Origin of the sequence: Streptomyces sp. NPDC005866 (assembly GCF_040629895.1) — a bacterium.
Classification (GTDB): Bacteria; Actinomycetota; Actinomycetes; order Streptomycetales; family Streptomycetaceae; genus Streptomyces.
This window is the reverse complement of sequence record NZ_JBEXWP010000007.1, coordinates 184,800-202,672: the sequence shown is the minus strand read 5'-3', so window position 1 is coordinate 202,672 and position 17,873 is coordinate 184,800. Positions and strand designations below refer to the sequence as shown.

General features: G+C 72.1%; 18 protein-coding genes and 2 pseudogenes. 11 read left to right on the top strand and 9 right to left on the bottom strand.

All coding sequences use genetic code 11. The features are described 5' to 3' along the window. Positions 1-61: 61 nt before the first annotated feature. Complete coding sequence (chpH, locus tag ABZ396_RS13380; RefSeq protein WP_123978334.1) at positions 62-295, top strand: chaplin ChpH; 234 nt, start codon at positions 62-64, stop codon at positions 293-295. A 135-nt stretch (positions 296-430) separates the two neighbouring features. Then, positions 431-1,219: a chaplin gene (locus ABZ396_RS13375; protein ID WP_358915394.1), complete on the top strand. Its 789-nt coding sequence runs from the start codon at positions 431-433 to the stop codon at positions 1,217-1,219. Between the two features lie 84 nt (positions 1,220-1,303). Here the strand turns inward: ABZ396_RS13375 and ABZ396_RS13370 are convergent, their stop codons facing one another. Further along, the gene (locus ABZ396_RS13370; RefSeq protein ID WP_046732800.1) at positions 1,304-1,492 is read right to left on the bottom strand and encodes a DUF5703 family protein; all 189 of its coding nucleotides are present in this window, start codon (positions 1,490-1,492) and stop codon (positions 1,304-1,306) included. Positions 1,493-1,539: 47 nt separating this feature from the next. On the opposite strand from ABZ396_RS13370, the gene ABZ396_RS13365 reads away from it, so the two are divergent. Beyond that, the gene (locus ABZ396_RS13365) at positions 1,540-2,244 is read left to right on the top strand and encodes a hypothetical protein (RefSeq protein WP_358915392.1); all 705 of its coding nucleotides are present in this window, start codon (positions 1,540-1,542) and stop codon (positions 2,242-2,244) included. A gap of 133 nt (positions 2,245-2,377) precedes the next feature. Here ABZ396_RS13365 and ABZ396_RS13360 read toward each other — a convergent pair whose 3' ends face one another. Continuing rightward, a complete protein-coding gene (locus tag ABZ396_RS13360) occupies positions 2,378-4,570 on the bottom strand; it encodes a helix-hairpin-helix domain-containing protein (protein WP_358915390.1) in 2,193 nt (730 codons plus the stop codon). Beyond that, positions 4,567-5,550, bottom strand: coding sequence for an aldo/keto reductase (locus ABZ396_RS13355; protein ID WP_358915388.1), 984 nt, complete (start codon positions 5,548-5,550; stop codon positions 4,567-4,569). Before ABZ396_RS13355 ends, ABZ396_RS13360 begins: the two co-directional genes overlap by 4 nt. A gap of 264 nt (positions 5,551-5,814) precedes the next feature. Between ABZ396_RS13355 and ABZ396_RS13350 the strand changes: the two genes are divergently transcribed. Together ABZ396_RS13350 and ABZ396_RS13345 are read left to right on the top strand one after the other, a co-directional pair. After that, positions 5,815-6,870 carry an LLM class F420-dependent oxidoreductase gene (locus ABZ396_RS13350; protein WP_358915386.1) on the top strand — a complete coding sequence of 352 codons (1,056 nt, stop codon included), beginning with the start codon at positions 5,815-5,817 and terminating at the stop codon, positions 6,868-6,870. Between the two features lie 228 nt (positions 6,871-7,098). After that, positions 7,099-7,887: a ferritin-like domain-containing protein gene (locus tag ABZ396_RS13345; RefSeq protein WP_358915384.1), complete on the top strand. Its 789-nt coding sequence runs from the start codon at positions 7,099-7,101 to the stop codon at positions 7,885-7,887. 45 nt (positions 7,888-7,932) lie between these two features. Here the strand turns inward: ABZ396_RS13345 and corA are convergent, their stop codons facing one another. Beyond that, a complete protein-coding gene (gene corA, locus ABZ396_RS13340) occupies positions 7,933-8,937 on the bottom strand; it encodes a magnesium/cobalt transporter CorA (protein ID WP_358915382.1) in 1,005 nt (334 codons plus the stop codon). Between the two features lie 62 nt (positions 8,938-8,999). On the opposite strand from corA, the gene ABZ396_RS13335 reads away from it, so the two are divergent. From ABZ396_RS13335 to ABZ396_RS13310, 6 genes are all read left to right on the top strand, one after another. Beyond that, on the top strand, positions 9,000-9,686 hold the full coding sequence (locus tag ABZ396_RS13335) for a histidine phosphatase family protein (protein ID WP_358915380.1): 687 nt from the start codon (positions 9,000-9,002) through the stop codon (positions 9,684-9,686). 108 nt (positions 9,687-9,794) lie between these two features. Next, on the top strand, positions 9,795-10,385 hold the full coding sequence (locus tag ABZ396_RS13330; protein ID WP_358915378.1) for a DUF3090 domain-containing protein: 591 nt from the start codon (positions 9,795-9,797) through the stop codon (positions 10,383-10,385). Further along, entirely contained in the window at positions 10,349-11,164 is an 816-nt protein-coding gene (locus ABZ396_RS13325) for an SCO1664 family protein (RefSeq protein ID WP_358915376.1), read from the top strand. The genes ABZ396_RS13330 and ABZ396_RS13325 overlap by 37 nt, the downstream gene beginning before the upstream one ends. A 103-nt stretch (positions 11,165-11,267) precedes the next feature. Next, positions 11,268-12,497, top strand: coding sequence for a cysteine--1-D-myo-inosityl 2-amino-2-deoxy-alpha-D-glucopyranoside ligase (mshC, locus tag ABZ396_RS13320; protein WP_358915374.1), 1,230 nt, complete (start codon positions 11,268-11,270; stop codon positions 12,495-12,497). 201 nt (positions 12,498-12,698) lie between these two features. Then, positions 12,699-13,103 (top strand): hypothetical protein, encoded by a 405-nt coding sequence (locus ABZ396_RS13315; protein WP_358915372.1) that lies wholly within the window; start codon positions 12,699-12,701, stop codon positions 13,101-13,103. Continuing rightward, entirely contained in the window at positions 13,097-13,636 is a 540-nt protein-coding gene (locus ABZ396_RS13310; RefSeq protein WP_358915370.1) for a hypothetical protein, read from the top strand. Before ABZ396_RS13315 ends, ABZ396_RS13310 begins: the two co-directional genes overlap by 7 nt. Before the next feature lie 56 nt (positions 13,637-13,692). Here the strand turns inward: ABZ396_RS13310 and ABZ396_RS13305 are convergent, their stop codons facing one another. The 5 genes and pseudogenes from ABZ396_RS13305 to ABZ396_RS13285 all read right to left on the bottom strand — a co-directional run bounded on the left by ABZ396_RS13305 (position 13,693) and on the right by ABZ396_RS13285 (position 17,861). Next, positions 13,693-14,733, bottom strand: coding sequence for a PAC2 family protein (locus tag ABZ396_RS13305; protein WP_358915368.1), 1,041 nt, complete (start codon positions 14,731-14,733; stop codon positions 13,693-13,695). Positions 14,734-14,896: 163 nt separating this feature from the next. Beyond that, entirely contained in the window at positions 14,897-15,568 is a 672-nt protein-coding gene (locus tag ABZ396_RS13300) for a FadR/GntR family transcriptional regulator (RefSeq protein ID WP_358915366.1), read from the bottom strand. 104 nt (positions 15,569-15,672) lie between these two features. Beyond that, a pseudogene (locus ABZ396_RS13295) lies at positions 15,673-15,834 on the bottom strand (purine-nucleoside phosphorylase); the annotation flags it as partial. 16 nt (positions 15,835-15,850) lie between these two features. After that, positions 15,851-16,066 (bottom strand): annotated as a pseudogene (locus ABZ396_RS13290) (SMI1/KNR4 family protein); the annotation flags it as partial. 178 nt (positions 16,067-16,244) lie between these two features. Further along, on the bottom strand, positions 16,245-17,861 hold the full coding sequence (locus ABZ396_RS13285) for a glycerol-3-phosphate dehydrogenase/oxidase (protein WP_358915364.1): 1,617 nt from the start codon (positions 17,859-17,861) through the stop codon (positions 16,245-16,247). Between the last annotated feature and the right edge of the window lie 12 nt (positions 17,862-17,873).

Sequence of the window (17,873 nt, the reverse complement as noted above, 5' to 3'; positions counted from 1 at the left end):
CCTCCTCGTTACAGGTGATGCGATCCGCTACTTGGGACCGCATTGCCAACAAGGAGGAATAATGCTCAAGAAGGTCGTCGCTGCTGCGGCTGCCACTGGTGGTCTGGTTCTCGCGGGTGCGGGCCTGGCCGTCGCCGACTCGGGTGCCCAGGGCGCTGCCGTGGGTTCACCGGGCGTTGTCTCCGGCAACGTGATCCAGGTTCCCGTGCACGTCCCGGTGAACGTCTGCGGCAACACGATCTCGGTGATCGGGCTGCTGAACCCCGCCTTCGGCAACACCTGCATCAACAAGTGACGCCGACTCCCTGAGGGGCGTCTTTCCGTCGGCCCCGGAGCGCGCGCCACGCGCTCCGGGGTCGACCGGTTTTTCCGCGGGCACTTTCCGCGAGGAATGCAACGGTCAGGATCCAAGGCAGGGGGGAATTCAGAAATGCGACAGAGCACCCGCAAGGGTCTCATGACAATGGCTGCGGCCACCGGCGTGATCGCCGCGGCGGGCGGTTACGCCCACGCCGACTCGGGGGCCGGCGGCTCCGCCTCCGACTCACCCGGTGTGCTGTCCGGCAACACGGTGCAGGCGCCGGTGCACGTGCCGGTGAACGTCTGCGGCAACACCGTGAACGTCGTCGGCATCCTCAACCCGTCGGTCGGCAACAAGTGCGCCAACCACGGTGGCGGGGGCGGTGCTTCCGTGGGCGACGGCGGGTACGGGGGACACCCCGGACACGGTGAGCACGGCGGCTCGCACGCCGGGGGCCACACCGGGGGCTCGCCCGGTGTCGGTTCGGGCAACACCGTCCAGGTGCCGATCGACGTTCCGGTCAACGTGTGCGGCAACAGCGTCGACGTCATCGGCGTCGGCAACACCGCCGTGGGCGACCAGTGCGCCAACGAGGGGAGTCCCGGACATTCCGGCGGCGGTCACCCCACGCAGCCGCCCGGACACGGCACGCCTCCGGGACACGGAGGCAACCCGCCCGGGACTCCGGGGCACCCGGGCACGCCGCCCGGTCACTCCGGGAGCGGGACCGTCACGACCGGCCCTCATGGCTCCACGCTCATCAACCCGCTGGGCAGCCACTCGGTGACCCAGCCCGTCACGGCCGCGCAGCTCGCGCACACCGGCAGTGACCTGCCTCTGGGCCTCGCGCTCCCGGCGGGCGCCGGCGCGCTGCTCGTGGGCGCGGTGCTGTACCGCAGGGCGCGCGCCTCGGCGTAGCGCACGGACGGTGACGCACCCACGACGGTGCGTGAACGGAGCGGGCCCCGTCCATGCGGGGCCCCTTCCGTCATACGGCCTGTCTCACCATGTGGCACGCACCTGACGGATGATCCGCCGACGCAACCGCACCCTGCGGCTGCCGTCGCGCATGAGGCTCAGTCGGTCCAACTCCCAGTGTCCGTACTCGGCATGGTCCGTCAGCAGACGCGTCGCCTCCTTGCGGGACACTCCGCGAGGTACGTACACGTCGACAAATTCGTATTCCGGCATCGCATCTATTGTGCGGGCTGGTGCCCGGTACGGATAGCGTCTGCACTATGTCTGATGCTGCGCAGCCCACCGCTGCCGAGGTACGCGCCGCCGCCGAGGCGGTCAAGACCGCGCTCGACCGCCATCTGGCCGCGGTCGAACGCAGGTCGGGGGAGGACGACCCGGCTGTCTACGAGGCGTTCAACCAACTGGCCGCGGCCGCCGAGGTCTACGACGAGCTGCTCTACGACCTCTACGACGAGGTCACCCCGTTCGAGATCCCCGGTACCGAGGACTCGCTGCCACCGTACGCGGGGCCCGAGGAGCCGAACGCGATCAGCGTGCTGATCCGCCGCGACTACGCCGTGGCGGAACCACAGCGGCTGCTGGCGCAGGCCCAGCGGGTTGAGGCGGCTGAGTACGGCGACGGCCCCGGCACGGACCAGGACGTCGCCGGCACGCTCCACGGGGCGCTGGGGGTCCTGTTCGGCGAGTTCGAACCGGACGAGATCGCTTCCCGGCACAAGGAGTTCGGCCTGGAGGAGGGCGACTCCACACTCTGGGTGACCGCGGCGGACGAGCCGACCGAGCCCGGCGAGTGGCTGGAGGCCCCGTTCGAGGGGGTCGATCCGCAGCGGGTGGTGTGCCGGTTCGACGTCAGCGCGGTGTTCGACGACGAGGACACCGAGGACACCGAGGACGCGGACCAGGTGGAGGACGACCTCGACCTGGATGAGGACGAGGACCTGGAGCCGTTGGACGCCGAGCGCTGACCTTCCGGTCGCCCGGCGGTGCCTTACGGCTGTAGAGGCCGGTCAGGCACCGCCGGTCACCGCCGGCCACCACTGTGGTGGCCGATCGCCGTCGCGGCGGGTGAAGCACCGCGGAAAGAGGGGAAGCGCCGGGTCAGGCTTCAGGCGTCGCCGGTACCTGTGTCTTGAGCAGCAGCGGCAGGCGGGTTGTCCGGGGCTTCGGCAGAGTCTCGGCCACCGCCTTCGGCAGGGCCTGTTCCACGCCGTGCACCACCGACAGATGGCGCTCCGCCCGGCTGAACGCCGTGTACACCCAGGGGCGGTTGAGGGACTGGGCCGCGTCCCCGGGGAGGACCACCACCGCCGCCGGCCAGCGGCTGCCGGCCGCCTGGTGGGCGGTCAGGGCCCAGCCGTGGCGTACGGCCTGCTCCACCCGCTCCTGCGGTACGACCACGGGCTCGCCCGCGCACGACAGGTGCAGCCCGTCGGCTTCGGCCTTCACCACCTGGCCCGGGACCGTACGACCCGGCGCGGGGGAGTACGCGATGCGGTCACCCGGGTCGAAGCCGCCGAAGCGGCCGGGGCCCGGATTGAGCCGTTCCTTGAGGACGGTGTTGAGGGCGCGGGTGCCCGCCGCTCCGCCATGGCCCGGGGTGATCACCACGGTCTGCTCGGCGGGGACGCCGATGGCGCGCGGGACGGAGTCGGCGACCAGCTGCACCGTCCGGTGCACCGCCTCGCCCGCGTCCCGCACCGGCACGATCACGACCTCCTTGCCCGGCGCCTCGATCTGGCTGAGCTCGCCGGCGCCGATCCCGGAGAGCAGTTCGCCGAGCGGGCCGGGGTCGGGCGTGCGCGAGGCGATGTGCGGGCACACACGGGCCGCCAGCAGGTCGGCGAAGACCCGCCCGGGGCCCGCCGACCACAGCACCGCCGGATCCCCGCTGAGCACCAGCCGGGCCCCGTCGGGCAGCGCCTCCACGAGCATCGCCGCGCCCTCCACGTCCAGCTGGGGCGCGTCCAGCACGATCAGCAGATCGAGGTCCAGTGCACCGTCCGTGTCCCTGCCCGGCCCCTCGACGCCGGAGAGGAGACCGGCGACCGTGCCGACGGCTGCCTCGCCGTCCTCCAGCAGGGCCGTCAGGCGGCGGTGTCCCTCCGGGGTGTGGGTGGCGGCGAAGGCACGCAGTCCGGCCCTCCGGGCGGCGGTCAGCAGGGCCGCCGGTTCGGCGCGGGCCGTCTCGCCGCCCGTGTGCAGCACCAGGCCGTGTCCGGCGACCGCCGCTGCCAGCTCGGCCGCGCCGCCGGAAGCCGCCGCAGCGACCGCCTCCCAGGGCTGCGAGGCGTCCTTGGACAGCGAGTTGACCAGTCGGGCCAGTCCGTCGGCGAGGCTCTCCTCGGCCAGCGCGTACCGCTCCAGACCGACCAGGACCCGGACCGGCCGCTCCTCCTCGTCGTCCTCGGGCTCGGGGGCGTCCGGATCCAGGGCGTCCTGGAAGACCAGCGCCTCACCCTCCGCGATCGCGCTCCGCACGGCCGCCTCCGGGTCGGGCACCGCCCGCTGGGCCAGCGCGGCGGTGAGCGCCGGCATCTCCAGCGCGGTGTGCCCGGCCAGGGCGGCCTGCTCCAGGAGCCAGCCGGTCACCGCCCGGCCGCGCCGCTCGTCGTCCGGACCGCACTCCGCGCCCAGCAGCGCACGCGCGAACCCGTCCGCCTGGTCCGGCCGTACGCCGCCGACCCGGAGCAGCTGCCAGGGGTCCTCCCGCAGCAGCGTGGCCGCTCCCTCACCGAGGGCGGCGGCGACCTGGGGGGCGAGCGACTCGGGCGCACCCCCCTCGGTCAGCACACCCCGTACCGTCGCGACCGTCTCCGAGGCGGGGGCGGTGATGGCAGGCGCCGGCTGGGGCCTGCGGACGGGCTCCGGGGCGGGCGCCCGGCGCGGGGCGGGCTCAGGGCCGGCGAACACGGTGGCCGCCGGCTTCTCCCCGCCCTCCACCGCCCGGATCGCCGCGAGCAGGTCGGCCGCCTTGCCGCTGAGCCTGGCCCCGCTCTCGATGGGAGCCTTCTCCGCCTTCCGGCGCTCGATCCGCTCCCGCTCGATCCGCTGAGCGGCCAGCTCGGCCTCGGCCTCGGACTGCTGCGCCGCGCCTTCGCCGCCGGCGGCCGCACCGGCGGCCCCGGCCTCGGCGGCCCCGGCCTCGGCGGCCCCGGCCTCGGCGGCCTCAGCGGTTCCTGCCGCGGTGGCCTCACGGGTCCCGCCGGCTTCCGCAGCCGTACCCCCGGCCGTCGCGCCCTCGTCGGCGTCGGGTCCCTCGCCCGGCCCCGTGGTCTCCGGCTCCGTGCTCACAGCGTGCTCCAGTCGTGATCGGGATAGCGGTGCACGGGCGCCGACACGTCGTCGAGCGCCCGGCAGATCTCGTCAGGAAGACTAAGCGCCTCCACTGACAATGCGGCCGTGAGCTGCTGCGCGTTGCGCGCGCCCACGATCGGCGCGGCCACGCCCGGCCGGTCCCGCACCCAGGCGAGCGCCACTTGGAGCGGTGTCACCGCGAGCCCGTCCGCTGCCGTCTGCACGGCGTCCACGATCCGGGTCGCGGTGTCGTCGAGATACGGCGCGACGAACGGCGCCAGATGCTCCGAGGCGCCCCGCGAGTCCGGGGGAGTGGAGTGGCGGTACTTCGCGGTCAGCACGCCCCGGCCCAGCGGGGAGGACGGCAGCAGGCCGATGCCCAGGTCCAGCGCGGCCGGCAGCACCTCACGCTCCACGCCCCGCTGGAGCAGCGAGTACTCCAGCTGTGTGCTGGCCAGCCGGGTGCGGGTGCCCGGCGCCGCGAGCTGCCAGGTCGCCGCCTTCGCGAGCTGCCAGCCGCAGAAGTTGGAGATGCCGGCGTACCGGGCGCGGCCGCTGCTGACGGCCAGGTCGAGCGCCTGGAGGGTCTCCTCCAGCGGGGTGCCCGGGTCGTAGGCGTGCACGTGCCAGACGTCGACGTAGTCGGTGCCGAGGCGGGCCAGGGAGGCGTCGAGCGCGGCGAGCAGATGGCCGCGCGAGCCGTCGAAACGGCGGTCCGGGTCGGGGACGCTGCCCGCCTTCGTCGAGATGACCAGGTCCCGGCGTGGCACCAGCCCTTCTATGAGCTGTCCGAGCAGATACTCGGCCTCTCCGTCGCCGTACACGTCCGCGGTGTCGACGAGGGTTCCGCCGGCCTCCCAGAATGCCTTCAGCATGTCCGCGGCGTCGTGCTCGTCGACGTCCCGGCCCCAGGTGAGGGTGCCGAGTCCGATCCGGGACACGCGCAGGCCGGTACGGCCGAGATGCCTCTGCTCCATGCCCGCGAGATTACTGGCCGGAGTTGGTGCGTTGGGTTGCCTGTGGATAACCGATTTCCCAGGAAGAAGGCGTGTTGGAGGGGGCTGGGCTCGACCGGTCGGCAGGGGCGCGCGGCCGGGCCGATCCGCGGCCGGCGCCGCGTGGGCGCGACCAGCCGCCGCTGATCGCGGTCGCACTGACCGATCCCCGGATCCCCCGCACCGAAAATCCCCACGCTATGGTCTCTCCAACAGCGACGTTACTGATCGGTAAGGGGATCGGCCATGAAGCTCGGGATCAACCTCGGCTACTGGGGAGCCGGGATGGACGGGGACAACCTGGCCGTGGCGCAGGAGGCCGAGCGGCTCGGCTACGCCGTCTGCTGGGCCGCCGAGGCCTACGGCTCCGACGCCGCCACCGTGCTCAGCTGGGTCGCCGCCCAGACCGAGCGCATCGACGTCGGCTCGGCCATCTTCCAGATCCCGGCCCGGCAGCCCACGATGACCGCGATGACCGCCGCGACCCTGGACTCCCTCTCCGGCGGCCGCTTCCGGCTCGGCCTCGGCGTCTCGGGACCGCAGGTCTCCGAGGGCTGGTACGGCGTCAAGTTCGACAAGCCGCTCTCCCGCACCCGTGAGTACGTGGAGATCGTGCGCAGGGCGATGAGCCGCGAGCGGCTGTCGTACGAGGGCGAGCACTGGACCCTGCCGCTGCCGGGCGGTCCCGGCAAGCCGATCAAGCTGACCGTGCACCCCGAGCGCGAGCACATCCCGGTCTACATCGCCGCGATCGGGCCGAAGAACCTGGGGCAGACCGGCGAGATCGCCGACGGCGCCCTGCTGATCTTCCCCTCGGCCGAGCACCTGGAGGAGACGGCCGTCAAGTACCTGCGCGCGGGGCGGGAGAAGGCGGGCCGGACCCTCGACGGGTTCGACATCTGCCCGACGCTGCCGCTCGCCGTCGGCGACGACAAGGACGTGGCCTCGCTCGCCGACACCTTCCGGCCCTACACCGCGCTGTACGTCGGCGGTATGGGCAGCCGCAAGCAGAACTTCTACAACCAGCTCGCCCAGCGCATGGGGTACGAGCAGGAGGCCGCCGAGATCCAGGACAAGTACCTGTCCGGGGACAAGAACGGGGCCGCGGCCGCCGTTCCGCACGACCTGATCGACAAGACCACGCTGCTGGGGTCCGTGGACCGGATCGCCGACCGGATGAAGGCCTACGCGGCCGCCGGGGTCACCACGCTGTCCCTCGCGCCCGCCGGGTTCGCCCTGGACGAGCGGCTCGCGTCGCTCCGGGCCGGCGCCGAGGCCGTGGAGCGCGCCGGGCTCGCGTGAGCGCCTCGGCGAGAGGAAAGTCCGCGGCCGTGGTGGGGGCTCGGGGGTCTTCCCCGCCACGGCCGTCACGCAGAACAACGCGCCCGCGCCCGCGCGGTTACGCCCCCGGCGTGACCCCGGTGCTGCGCCTCTCGGCCGAGTTCACCCGCACAGCTGTTGCAGCGATCTCGATGCGGCATTTGACTCGTTCTTTACGGGTCTGGTGAGTCCTCCGGAGAGGTGCCCACGATGCTTTCGGCCAAGAGTCTGTTCCTGGAGATCCTCGACAACGACGAGTCCTTCCGGCTCTTCTGCTCCATCGCGGCCAGCGGGGAGTCGCAGGGCGGCTGGGAGAACGCGCGCATCGCCGCACTGGTACCGCGGAGCGAACGCGACTTCGCCCGCAAGATCACCCGCCATGGCGCGGACGAGGACAAGCACGGGCGCATCTTCAACGCCCTCATGAAGAAGCGCGGGCTCACCCCCGTCCCGGTCCCGCCCGACACCGACTACACGATGCTCCTGGAACGGCACGGCATCGGGCTGGCCCACGACAGGCTCAGGGCCGACCGGCCGCTCACCGTGCGGGACATCGTCACCTACCTCGCCCACAGCAGGGTCACCGAGCAGCGCGCCTCCGAGCAGATGGCGCTGTTGCGCAGGCACTTCGCCGACCACCCGGACGTCGGCCGGGCGGTGCGGATGATCTCCGACGACGAGGACAACCACCTCGCCTACTGCCACGAGGAACTGCTGCGGTTCGCCGCCGCCGGGCACGGCCGCGCCATCCAGCGCAGCCTGCGCGAGTGCGCGTCCGCCGAGATCCGGATCTACCGGGACGTCAGCCTCGCCGTCATGGCCCACATGGGCCGCATCCTCGGCTGGTCGAAGGGCAGGTCCGCGCTCCTCGCGTTCGGCATCCGCGCCGTCTACGCCTACGAGTGCGCCGTCGGCCGGCGCCGGATGGTCTCGCTGCGGATGCCGGAGCGCAGGAACGCCCTGGGCGGCCCCGCGACCCCGGCCCCGGAGTTCGCCTGAGCAGCGGGGCGGCAGCGGGGCGGCAGCCCGGCCGCCGCGAACCTCTCACATCCAGCCGCGGCGCTTGAACTGCCGGTACAGCACCATCTCCAGGGCGGCCATGATCAGGATCACCGCCGGGTACGACCAGACCCAGTGCAGCTCGGGCATGTGGTCGAAGTTCATGCCGTAGATTCCCGCGATCATCGTGGGGACCGCGGCCATGGCCGCCCATGCGGAGATCTTCCGCATGTCGTCGTTCTGCCGCACGCTCATCTGTGCGAGATGGGCGCTGAGGACGTCGGACACCAGCCGGTCCAGGGCCTCCACACTCTCGTTCACCCGCGTGAGATGGTCGCTGACGTCCCGGAAGAACGGCCGGGCGTCCTCGTGGACGAAGGGCACCGTGAGGCCACTGCCGGAGGGGCCCGTTCCCGCCAGCTTGTTCATGGGCACGGTCAGAGGCGCGGTCGCCCGGCGGAACTCCAGGATCTGCCGCTTGAAGGTGTAGATCCGCGACGCGGTGTGCCGGGAGCCGCCGCCCCTCGGTGAGAACACCTCCGCCTCCAGCTCCTCCAGGTCGGTCTGCAGCTCGGTAGCGACCTCCAGATAGTTGTCGACGACCGCGTCGGAGATCGAGTACAGCACCCCCGTCGGCCCGTGCTTCAGCAACTCGTGCTGCTCTTCGAGATGCCGCCGGATGTCCCCGAGCGGCGAGAGGGTCCCGTGGCGCACGGTGACCACGAAGGAGTCCCCGATGAAGATCATCAGCTCGCCCGAGGTCACCGTGTCGCTCTCCGGCTCATACACCACCGGCTTCAGGACGACGAACAGCGAGTCGTCGTACACCTCCAGCTTGGGCCGCTGGTGGGCGGTCAGGGCGTCCTCGACGGCCAGCGGATGCAGCCCGAACTCCTCGGTGACCAGGCCGAACTCGCGCTCCGTCGGCTCGTACAGGCCGATCCACAGAAAACTGTCGCCACGCGCGCGTGCCTCGGCGAGGGCGTCGGAGAAGTCCTGGGGGGTCTCCGTCCGCTCCCCGTCCCGGTAGATGGCACAGTCGACGATCACGGAGAGTATTCTCCCGTCGCCCGGCCCGCATCGCATTCCGGCATGCGCCTACCCTGGGCGGCATGCCCACGCTGATCCTCGTAAGGCACGGACGGTCCACCGCCAACACCTCCGGGCTGCTCGCCGGCTGGACGCCCGGCGTCGCCCTCGACGAGCGCGGAGCCGCACAGGCCGCCGCGCTGCCCGGCCGGCTCGCCGGGCTGCCGATCTCGGAGGTCGTCACCAGCCCCCTGCAGCGCTGCCAGGAGACGGTCCGCCCGCTGCTGGACGCCCGCCCCGAACTCACCGCCCACACCGACGAGCGGATCGGGGAGGCGCACTACGGAGACTGGTCCGGCCGCAAGCTCGCCGAGCTCAAGGACGAGCCGCTGATGGAGGTGGTGCAGGCGCACCCGTCGGCGGCCGCCTTCCCGGGCGGGGAGTCCATGCGGGCCATGCAGACCCGCGCCGCCGAGGCCGTACGCGAGTGGAACGCGCGCGTGGAGCGCGACCACGGCGCCGACGCCGTCTACCTGATGTGCTCGCACGGCGACATCATCAAGTCGCTCGTCGCGGACGCGCTCGGACTGCATCTCGACCTCTTCCAGCGGATCTCCGTCGAACCGTGTTCCATCACCGCGATCCGTTACACCCGTCTCCGGCCTTTTCTCGTTCGTCTCGGGGACACCGGGGATTTCGCCTCCCTTGCACCCCGCGAGGAACCTCCGGGGGAGGAAGCCCCGGTCGGTGGCGGTGCCGGCGCGCCGTGATCGTCGGCCGCAGTAGGGTGAAGCGATCCACGTAGTCGCCGACCGACGCCCGCCACGGTCCGTCGCCCTTCCGATCCCAAGCACTCTCGATTCCCATGGAGACAGGACGTGTCCCGTCAGGTGTTCCTCTACGATCCGCCGGACCGCTTCGTCGCGGGCACCGTCGGACTGCCCGGACGCCGTACGTTCTTCCTCCAGGCCACGGCCGGCCCCCGGACGACCAGCGTGGCCCTGGAGAAGACACAGGTCGCCGCGCTCGCCGAACGCATGGACGAACTCCTCGACGAGGTCGTACGGCGCAGCGGCGGCAACGCGGCCGTTCCCGCCGTCGCACCCACCGAGGTCGCGGACAGCGGCCCGCTGGACACCCCCATCGAGGAGGAGTTCCGCGTCGGCACGATGGCGCTCGCCTGGGACGGCGAGGAAGAGCGCATGATCGTCGAGGCGCAGGCACTCGTGGAACTGGACGCCGACTCCGAGGAGGACCTCGCCGAGGCCGAGGAGCGGCTCCTCCAGGACGAGGAGAACGGGCCCCCGATGCTGCGGGTCCGGCTGAGCGGCGCGCAGGCCCGGGCCTTCGCCAAGCGCGCCCTCGACGTCGTCAACGCCGGGCGGCCGCCGTGCCCGCTGTGCAGCCTCCCGCTCGACCCGGAAGGACACGTATGTCCGCGCCAGAACGGATACCGCCGCGGAGCGTGACCGCCGCCGAACTGCTCACCCACGGTGAGCTGAAGGTACGCGGCCGCATCCGCGACGCCTCCAACGCGGCACTGTTCTGCACGGTCGCGCACGACGGCGAGGAGGCATCCTGCGTCTACAAGCCGGTCGCCGGTGAACGCCCGCTGTGGGACTTCCCCGACGGCACCCTCGCCCAGCGCGAGGTCGCCGCCTACGAGGTCGCCGCGGCCACCGGCTGGGACCTGGTCCCGCCCACCGTGCTGCGCGACGGGCCTTACGGCGAGGGCATGTGCCAGCTGTGGATCGACGTCGACCCCGAGGGCGCCGACCTGCTCGCCCTGGTGGACGCGGAGGAGCCGGAACCCGGCTGGAAGGCGATCGGGTTCGCCGAGGTCGGCGACGGCAAGACAGCGCTGCTGGTGCACGCCGACGACGAACGGCTGCGCCGGTTCGCCGTTTTGGACGCCGTGATCAACAACGCCGATCGCAAGGGCGGCCATCTGCTGCCCACCGCCGACGGGCGGCTGTACGGCATCGACCACGGGGTCACCTTCAACGTCGACAACAAGCTGCGCACCCTGCTGTGGGGCTGGGCTGGGGAGCCGCTCACCGGCGAGGCCGTCGGGGCCCTCGAGGGGCTCCGTGAGGCCCTCGGCGGGGGCCTGGGGGCCTCGCTGGCCGAGCTGATCACCGCCGCCGAACTCGACGCCACGCGCGCACGTGTCGACGCACTCCTCACCGCCGGAAAGCACCCTGAACCGAGCGGCGAGTGGCCGGCCATCCCCTGGCCACCCGTGTAACCACCCCGCAGCACATCGCGGACGCAAGATCAAGGGTGCCTTCCCGGCCATCTGGCCCGGTCCGGTTCGTATACCGAACTCGGGTCCGGTTACGCTCATGTACATGCATGCCTGGCCCGCTTCCGAGGTCCCCGCCCTGCCTGGTCAGGGCCGCGACCTGAGGATCCACGACACCGCGACCGGCGGTCCGGTCACCCTCGACCCCGGCCCCGTCGCCCGTATCTACGTCTGCGGCATCACGCCGTACGACGCGACCCACATGGGGCACGCGGCGACCTACAACGCGTTCGACCTGGTGCAGCGCGTGTGGCTCGACACCAAGCGGCAGGTGCATTACGTCCAGAATGTGACGGACGTCGATGACCCGCTCCTGGAGCGCGCGGAGCGTGACGGCGTCGACTGGGTCGCCCTCGCCGAGAAGGAGACGACCCTCTTCCGCGAGGACATGACCGCCCTGCGGATGCTGCCACCGCAGCACTACATCGGCGCGGTCGAGGCGATACCCGGCATCGTGCCGCTGGTAGAGCGGCTGCGCGACCTCGGCGCCGCCTACGAACTCGAAGGCGACATCTACTTCTCCGTCGAGTCCGACCCCCACTTCGGCAAGGTCTCGAACCTCGATGCCGCCGCCATGCGGCTGCTGGCCGCCGAGCGCGGCGGCGACCCCGACCGCCCCGGCAAGAAGAACCCCCTCGACCCGATTCTGTGGATGGCCGCCCGCGAGGGTGAACCCAGCTGGGACGGCGGCTCCCTGGGCCGCGGCCGGCCGGGCTGGCACATCGAGTGCGTGGCCATCGCCCTCGACCACCTCGGCATGACCTTCGACGTCCAGGGCGGCGGCTCCGACCTCGCCTTCCCGCACCACGAGATGGGCGCCTCCCACGCCCAGGTGCTCACCGGCGAGTTCCCGATGGCCAAGGCGTACGCCCACGCCGGCATGGTCGGCCTCCACGGCGAGAAGATGTCCAAGTCCAAGGGCAACCTGGTCTTCGTCTCCCAACTGCGCCGCGACGGCGTCGACCCGGCCGCCATCCGCCTCACGCTGCTCTCCCACCACTACCGCTCCGACTGGGAGTGGACCGACCAGGTCCTGGTGGATGCCGAGGCCCGCCTCGACCGCTGGCGCGCGGCGGTCTCACGACCGGACGGCCCGTCCGCCGACGCACTCGTCGAGGAGATCCGCGAGGCCCTGTCCAACGACCTGGACGCCCCGGCGGCGCTGGCCGCGGTGGACCGCTGGGCAGCTCTCCAGCAGGCGGAGGGCGGCACGGACACGGGCGCGCCCGGGGTCGTATCGCGAGCGGTGGACGCGCTGCTGGGCGTTGCCCTCTGAGATACGACGGCACCCGCGCCCCTGTCTTTCGGGGGCGCGGGTGCCGGCCAGGCGCCCCACAACGGGCACCGTGCAACTGTCGAAACCCTGTGGATCGACCCACGTCGGTGTGCTCAGTGCGACCCATGTGATGGGCTGCAACGGTCAGTTGACCGTCGGACCGGCCAACTGCCGGCCGGTCCCCACGCGGAACGCACCCCCGTGGCCCACCCCTTGAGCCGACGCCGGCTCCTCACGGCCGGCGCCGCAACCCTCGCCGCCCTGACGATCGGCACGCGCGCCGACGCAACCGCCCGCCCCACCTCCCTCACCCTCCCGAACGGATGGCAGCCGGAAGGCATCGCCGTCGGCGCCGCCCCCTACGCCTACCTCGGCTCCCTCGCCGACGGCTCCATCTACCGCGCAGACCTGCGCACCGGTACCGGCAAGGTGATCTCCACCGGCCCCGGCACCCCCGCCGTCGGCCTCAAAGTCGACGCCGTGGACGGCTGTTCGTCGCCGCGTGCGGCTTCGGCGCCCGCGTGGTCGACGCCCGCAGCGGCGAGACCCTCGCCTCCTAAACACTCGCCACCGCCACCCCGAGCTTCGCCAACGACCTCGTGCTGACCCCGCGCGCCGTCTGGTTCACCGAGTCCTACCAGCCGGTGCTCTACGGCCTCCCGCTGAGCCGCGACGGCGCGCTGCCGGCCGCTGAGGACGTCGTACGGCTGCCTCTGACCGGCGACTGGAGCCAGACGACCGACGGCGCCATCAACGCCAACGGCATCGCCCGCACCCCCGACGGCTCCGCGCTGCTCGTCGTCCAGGCCGGAGTCGGTCTGCTGCACCGCGTCGACCCGGACACCGGGGTCGCCCAGGTCGTCGACCTCGGGGACGCGGCCCCGCTCACCAACGGCGACGGCCTGCTGGTCCGCGGGCGCACGCTGTACGCCGTACAGAACCGGCAGAACGCCATCGACGTCTTCCGGCCGGCCCCGGACGGCCGCAGCGGGGTCTTCCAGCGGCGGATCAGCGACCCGGGCTTCGACGTCCCGACCACCGTCGCCGCGTACCGCGGCCGTCTCTACCTGCCCAATGCACGCTTCACGACCACGCCGACGCCCGACACGACGTACTGCGTCACCGCGGTCGATGCCTGAGGCCAAAGAAATCGGGGCGGTACGCGTCGCGCGTACCGCCCTCGTCCGGTGCTCGTTCAGTCCTCGGAGGTGTCCTCGCCGTCCGGACCCGGGTCCCCACCGGAGTCCGCGGAGTCGTCGGTGTCCGCGGAATGCTCGGTGTTCCCGGGCGTGTCGGGCTTCGGCGGTCTCGGGGGCCGGGGCTTGCCGCTCGGGTTGTCCCGAAGGTACGAGGCGCTGTCGGTGCCGTCCGCCGTGGCGTGGCCGCCGGGCGGGTTCCCGTCCCGGCGCCGCAGATAGCGCTCGAACTCACGCGCGATCGCCTCGCCCGACGCCTCCGGCAGCTCTGCGGTGTCCCGGGCCTCCTCCAGCGTCTGCACATACTCCGCGACCTCGCTGTCCTCGGCGGCCAGCTGGTCCACGCCGACCTGCCAGGCACGCGCGTCCTCGGCCAGCTCGCCCAGCGGGATCCGCAGGTCGAGCAGGTCCTCCAGGCGGTTCAGCAGGGCGAGTGTGGCCTTCGGGTTGGGCGGCTGGGAGACGTAGTGCGGGACGGCCGCCCAGAGCGAGACCGCCGGGACACCCGCGTGGGTGCAGGCCTCCTGGAGGACGCCGACGATGCCCGTCGGACCCTCGTACTTGGTCTCCTCCAGGTCCATCCGCTGGGCCAGGTCCGAGTCGGACGTGACCCCGCTGACCGGCACCGGACGCGTGTGCGGGGTGTCACCGAGCAGGGCGCCCAGGACGACCACCAGCTCGACGCCCAGCTCATGGGCGAAGCCCAGCAACTCGTTGCAGAACGAGCGCCAGCGCATGGACGGCTCGATGCCTCGGACCAGCACCAGGTCGCGCGGCTTCTCGCCGCCGACCCGGACCACCGACAGCCGTGTCGTCGGCCATGTGATCTTGCGCACGCCGGCGTCCATCCACACCGTGGGGCGGTTCACCTGGAAGTCGTAGTAGTCCTCGGCGTCGAGTGCCGCGAACACCTCGCCCTTCCACTCCCGCTCCAGATGCGCGACCGCGGTGGAGGCGGCGTCGCCGGCATCGTTCCAGCCTTCGAACGCGGCCACCATGACTGGGTCGATCAGCTCGGGAACCCCCTCCAGCTCGATCACCCAGTGCCTCCTTCCGACGTGCCCTCGCGTACGCCCCAACCTTACGGCGTCGGGCGGGGGCGCCCGCAGCCCCCTTGCACGGGGGAGTGAACGGATCACTGCCCCGTTCGCCACCCTCGAACACCCCTGTGCGGGGAGGAACCGTCCACGGGCAGTAAGCGCTTCACAGGCTGCTGCGCAGCCACTGCTCCACGCTCGCGACGTGCACGGTCGCCCAGGAGCGGGCCGCCTCCGCGTCCCGGTCGCGCAGCGCGGCCAGGATCGCCCGGTGCTCGCGCAGGGTCCGGGCGACCGCGTCCTCCTGGGTCAGTCCGCGCCAGATCCGGGCCCGGGTGGTCGGCCCGGACAGCCCGTCCAGCAGTGAGCAGAGCACCGAGTTGCCGGAGCTCTGCACGATGCCCCGGTGGAACTCCAGGTCGCAGGCGACCAGCTCCTCCACCGAGGGCTCGGCCCCGAGCGCGTCCAACTGGGCGGCCAGCGCGTCCAGTTGCTGCTCGCTGATCCGGGCGGCCGCCATCGCCGTCGCGGCCGGCTCCAGGATCCGGCGCACCGCCAGGAACTCCAGGACCGTGTCGTCCCGGTGGAAGTCGACGACGAAGCTCATCGCCTCCAAGAGCAACTGCGGGTCCAGACTGGTGACATAGGTGCCGTCGCCCTGCCGTACGTCCAGGATCCGGATCAGCGACAGGGCCCGCACCGCCTCCCGCAACGAGTTGCGGGACAGGCCGAGTTCGGCGGCGAGTTCGCTCTCCTTCGGCAACCGGTCACCGGGGCGCAGCGCACCGGAGACGATCATGTCCTTGATCTTCTCGATCGCCTCATCGGTGACGGCCATACCGGCCTCCTTGTCGCTTAGACATCGGATGTCTCAGCCACATTATGCGGCCTGGTCAGAGCGCCGTCAGACCGTGGCCGGGCACTGGCCGGGGCCGGGGAGCGTCCGCCGGTGAGGTGCGCGTCGACCAGTTCACCGGGGTTGACCGCGTCGACGACCACCACTCCGCCCGCCACCAGTCCGCGCAGCGAGGCCGTCACCAGCAGCACGGACAGCTCCATCTCGATCGTGGCGAGCCCCGCGCCCCGGTAGGAGAACAGCGGCATGGCACTCGGCGGCCATCGCCAGCTCCCACAGGCCGTACTCGGGTGGCCCCTGGCAGGAGCCGTCGGCGGTCTCCGCCACGAACCTGCCGTACGGCTCCGGCAGCACCACCCCGTGTCTCGCCTCGAACGCGTGCACCCCCTCCCAGCCGAGCGCCGACGCGCCGCCGTCGGCCACGCCGAACGCCTCGCGCAGGGCCGCCAGCTCGGCCGGATCGGCTTGATCGGTCTTCATGCGTCCATGGAAGCACCCGGCACTGACAACGGACGCGCGAAAGGGGCGGCTCCCTAGGGGAGAGGAGCCGCCCCCTCGCAGACCCGGCCCCGGTACGGCGGGGCCAGGGCTCCAGCGGCTGCCGGGCCGGTCAGGGAGGACCCGGCGCACCGCCCGTATCTCGTCGCCTCGCGGCGGGTTACCGCTTGTCGAGCAGGTCCTGGACCCTGGCCTTGACGTCGTCCGTGGCCAGGCCGCGGATCGTCAGGGTCGTACGTCGGCGCAGCACGTCGTCCGTGGTCTCGGCCCACTCGTGGTCGCGGGCCCAGACGACCTGCGCCCAGATCTCCGGGGCGTCCGGGTGGACGCGCTCGGCCAGTTCCGGGTGCTCGTTGGCGAGCCGGGCTATGTCGAAGGCCAGCGAACCGTAGTGGGTGGCCAGGTGCTTGGCCGTGTCTGCGGCCATGCGCGGGCCGGGCGCCGGGTTGTCCACCAGCAGGCGGTGGGCGACGGCGCGCGGGTTGGCGACACCGGGCAGCGGCAGCTTCTTCGGCAGCGAGGAGACCGGCTCGAAGTCGTCGCCCAGCGGGTGGCCCGGCAGCGCCTCCAGCTTCTCCATCACCGTACGGCCGATGTGCCGGAACGTCGTCCACTTGCCGCCCGCGACGGACAGCATGCCGCCCCTGCCCTCGGTCACCACGGTCTCCCGCTTGGCCTTGGCGGTGTCGCCGGGACCGCCCGGCAGCACCCGCAGACCCGCGAAGGCGTAGGTGATCAGATCGCGCTGGAGCTGCTGGTCCCGGACCGAGAACGCGGCCTCGTCCAGGATCTGGGCGATGTCCTTCTCCGTGACGGCGACGTCCGCCGGGTCGCCCTCGTACTCCTCGTCGGTCGTACCGAGCAGGAGCATGTCCTCCCAGGGGAGGGCGAAGGTGATCCGGTACTTGTCGATCGGCGTGGCCAGCGCGGCCTTCCACGGGGCGGTCCGCTTCAGGACCAGGTGCGCGCCCTTCGAAAGGCGGATGGACGGGGCCGCGTTCGGGTCCTCCATCCGGCGCAGGTGGTCGATCCAGGGGCCGGTCGCGTTGAGCACCAGGCGGGCGTTGACGCCGAACTCCTCGCCGGAGACCGCGTCCTTCAGGTCGGCGCCGGTCACCCGGCCCCTGGTGAAGCGCAGGCCGGTGACCTGGGCGTGGTTGAGGACGACCGCGCCCGCCTCGACGGCCGCGCGGACCGTCATCAGCGCCATGCGCGCGTCGTTCATCTGGTCGTCGCCGTACACGGCCACGGCCTTGAGGTTCTCGGTGCGCAGCTCCGGCACGTCCCGTTGCGCCCGCGCGGGCGAGAGCAGGTGGCCGACACCGTCACCGAACGCGGAGAGTGCGGAGTAGGCGAACACGCCCGCCCCGAGCTTTGCCGCGCCGTGCGGACCGCCCTTGTACACGGGGAGGTAGAACGTGAGCGGGTTCGCCAGGTGGGGGGCCACCTGACGGGAGACCGCGCGGCGTTCGAAGTGGTTCTCCGCCACCAGCTTCACCGCGCCGGTCTGCAGATAGCGCAGACCGCCGTGGAGGAGCTTGGAGGAGGCGGAGGAGGTGGCGCCGGCGAAGTCGCCGGCGTCGACCAGGGCCACCCTGAGGCCGGACTGCGCGGCGTGCCAGGCGGTGGAGATGCCCAGGATGCCGCCGCCGATCACGAGAAGGTCGTACGACGCCTTGGAGAGCTGCTCCCTGGTCTCGGCCCGGCTCGGAACGGAGCCGGAGGCCGGGTGCGTCCCCAGGGCAGGCACGGACTGCAGGGTGGACTGACTGGTCATGTCGGGTTCTTA